Genomic DNA, 2,576 nt, shown 5'->3' with positions numbered 1-2,576 from the left:
AGCCTATAAATGTTCAACTCAAGATGATTTTTTTAGTACCTGGTAGACTCTTATTAGAGTTTGAAAAATTAGTTGATGATTAGTCTTCTATTTCATTGTTCTATTGCCTTTGAGTATCTTTTTTGCTGCCACGGAAAATTTCTAGAAAAAGAACTATATGAATTGTGAATCAAACTGTAGAAATTCAGAATCTAGGCATCAAGAAGACTTTCAGAATATTTCTCAAAACTAGAATAACATTAATAGTTAAGCAGCTTTCGAGCAACTAACAGTCAATATATAGCAATGTGCGCTGGCATATTTACAAATTACAAGAACTGTCCAATAGCTAAAAGCCTTATAATATCGTTTTTTTATTCCCCCAGATGAGCTGTTGCCTGTTGCCTGTTGCCTGTTGCCTGCGCACAGCGCTATAAATGAACTATTAAAAATTAGGAGGACATCAACGTGACTGATGAACAACATTCTCTGCTGAAAGCATCAGACATTGATTCAATGAATGCGTTTAAATTTCATCATCCACTCAATCCCAATTCAGAAATTGATTTACGGTTTCTTGGACGTACTGTAGGTCTTAAACGTATTGGCGTAACGATCGCTCGTGTACCACCAGGCAAAGAATCTTTCATTTATCACGCCCACCAGAATGAAGAAGAATGGGTTTACATTTTGTCAGGTCGAGGAATTGCGGAAATTTGAGATAGGGAATACGAGGTTGAATCAGGAGACTTTATGGGATTTGGGTTACCTCAACAACCTCATCATTTGCGCAACCCATTTAATGAAGACCTTGTATATCTAATAGGTGGAGAAGTAGGGCCCTTGGATGTTGGTATTTTTCCTCGCCTTAGTAAACGAGTGATTATAGATGGTGAGTCAGCTTCCATAGTTGATGAGTCAGCCCTTCAAAAGTTTTGGAGCAACAAGCAATCTTCTGAAGATTAATATTATGTCCGGTTGAACAGTTATAAATAAACGATGAAGGAGTCAGGAGTCAGGAGGGAAGAAAGAGAAAGTTTTTTTATCGTTAATTATCCGGACAAGATATTAAGTCCTAAATTTACAGCACTTTTGAGGAAGCGTGAGGTACAGTTGTAAGAATATTGTTATATTTCCTCTTTCCTGTTCCCTTGAGCAATAAAACTTTATACCTCATCGCTCGAAAACTACTGTAAAACTAACTACGGTCAATTTCTGCCAAAATTTTATCTAAGATTTCTTGGGCGCCTTGTTTCCTCAATTTCTGAGCTAATTCAGTACCTATTTGTTCCGCATGATTAACACCACCAGTTACAACATCCTTAACTAATTTCTGACCATCTAAACTAGCAACAATACCAGTTAAAGTCAGTTGTTCACCCTCTATTTTAGTATTGACACCAATAGGAACTTGACACCCACCTTCCAACTCTCTCAAAAAAGCACGTTCGGCATAACATCTCTGAGCCGTAGAAGTATGTTCCAAACTCTTCAATAGGTCGAGAATATCATTATCTCCGGCACGACATTCTATCCCTAAAGCACCTTGCCCAACTGCATGAAGAGAAACCTCTGGCGGTATAACCTGATGAATGCGATCGCCCATGCCCAATCTATGCAAACCAGCAAAAGCCAAGATTAAGGCATCATACTCTCCAGCATCTAGTTTTGCTAGTCTAGTATTGAGATTACCACGAACATCCTTGAATTCAAAATGGGGGTAATGGTGACGGAGTTGTGCCAAACGTCTGAGGGAAGATGTACCAATAACAGCACCTTCTGGCAAAGCTTCAAGTTGTTTATCTTTGAACTTTTCATGGACTACTAGAGCATCTGCCGGGTTTTCCCGTTCGGTAACACAACCTAAAACCAAACCTTCTGGCAGATTGGTGGGTAAGTCTTTGAGAGAATGAACTGCTAAGTCAGTTTCGTTTTGTAGCATTCCCAACTCTAGTTCCTTGGTAAAAAGTCCTTTATCCCCAATTTTTGCTAAGGCTACATCTAGAATTTTGTCTCCTTGAGTAGACATAGTGTGGACTTCAAATGTGATATTGGGGAAATTTTTCTGGAGTTCTTCTTGTACCCAATAGGTTTGAACTAAGGCAAGTTGACTTTTGCGGGAACCGATCCGAACGGTACGAGTAGGGGCAGATACTGTCATATCTTAATAATTTTGAGTCAATAATTGTGGTCATTCTTTTTAGATTACCGTAAAAAGGGGCCTTGTTTTAGAAGTCAAAAGTCAGAAGTCAGAAGTTAGAAGTTAGAAGTAATCCCTGACTGAGTTTGAGTGTTTATGAACTCCTTTATCTTTTTTGAGTTACGAGTCGGGAGCGGATATAGAGGCAGTACAGGAAAAGTATTTTTCAATACTCCCCTCTTTATAAGATTAGAATCAGAAAATTCGTGATTGTTAGATCGCCATATATTAATTACCGCTAACTTTTGCATTCTGTGAAGCTCTAAAAAATCAGCGGGTGAAAGGATTTTCGGTTCCATCCTTACAATTTTTGTGATATCATAAATGCTATTGGGGGTTGCTCGCCCCTACGCATGATTTTTTATTCAACTAAAATTTATTGTTCATAGAGAATCTA

Annotated in this window: 3 protein-coding genes; 2 read left to right on the top strand and 1 reads right to left on the bottom strand. The window is 38.3% G+C overall.

Features of this window, described 5'->3' with window-relative positions:
• The first annotated feature begins 447 nt into the window (after positions 1–447).
• Positions 448–699, top strand: a complete 252-nt coding sequence (locus AC3DU7_RS30880; protein ID WP_488043057.1) for a cupin domain-containing protein — start codon at positions 448–450, stop codon at positions 697–699.
• Positions 700–732: 33 nt separating this feature from the next.
• Positions 733–945 (top strand): hypothetical protein, encoded by a 213-nt coding sequence (locus AC3DU7_RS30875; RefSeq protein ID WP_488043056.1) that lies wholly within the window; start codon positions 733–735, stop codon positions 943–945.
• A gap of 232 nt (positions 946–1,177) precedes the next feature.
• On the opposite strand, the gene hemC is transcribed toward AC3DU7_RS30875, so the two are convergent.
• Positions 1,178–2,140, bottom strand: a complete 963-nt coding sequence (gene hemC, locus AC3DU7_RS30870; protein ID WP_488043055.1) for a hydroxymethylbilane synthase — start codon at positions 2,138–2,140, stop codon at positions 1,178–1,180.
• Positions 2,141–2,576 lie beyond the last annotated feature (436 nt).

Source organism: Okeania sp., from assembly GCF_983059655.1.
Note: the sequence above shows the minus strand (reverse complement) of the source record. Positions and strands in the feature narration are given on the sequence as shown.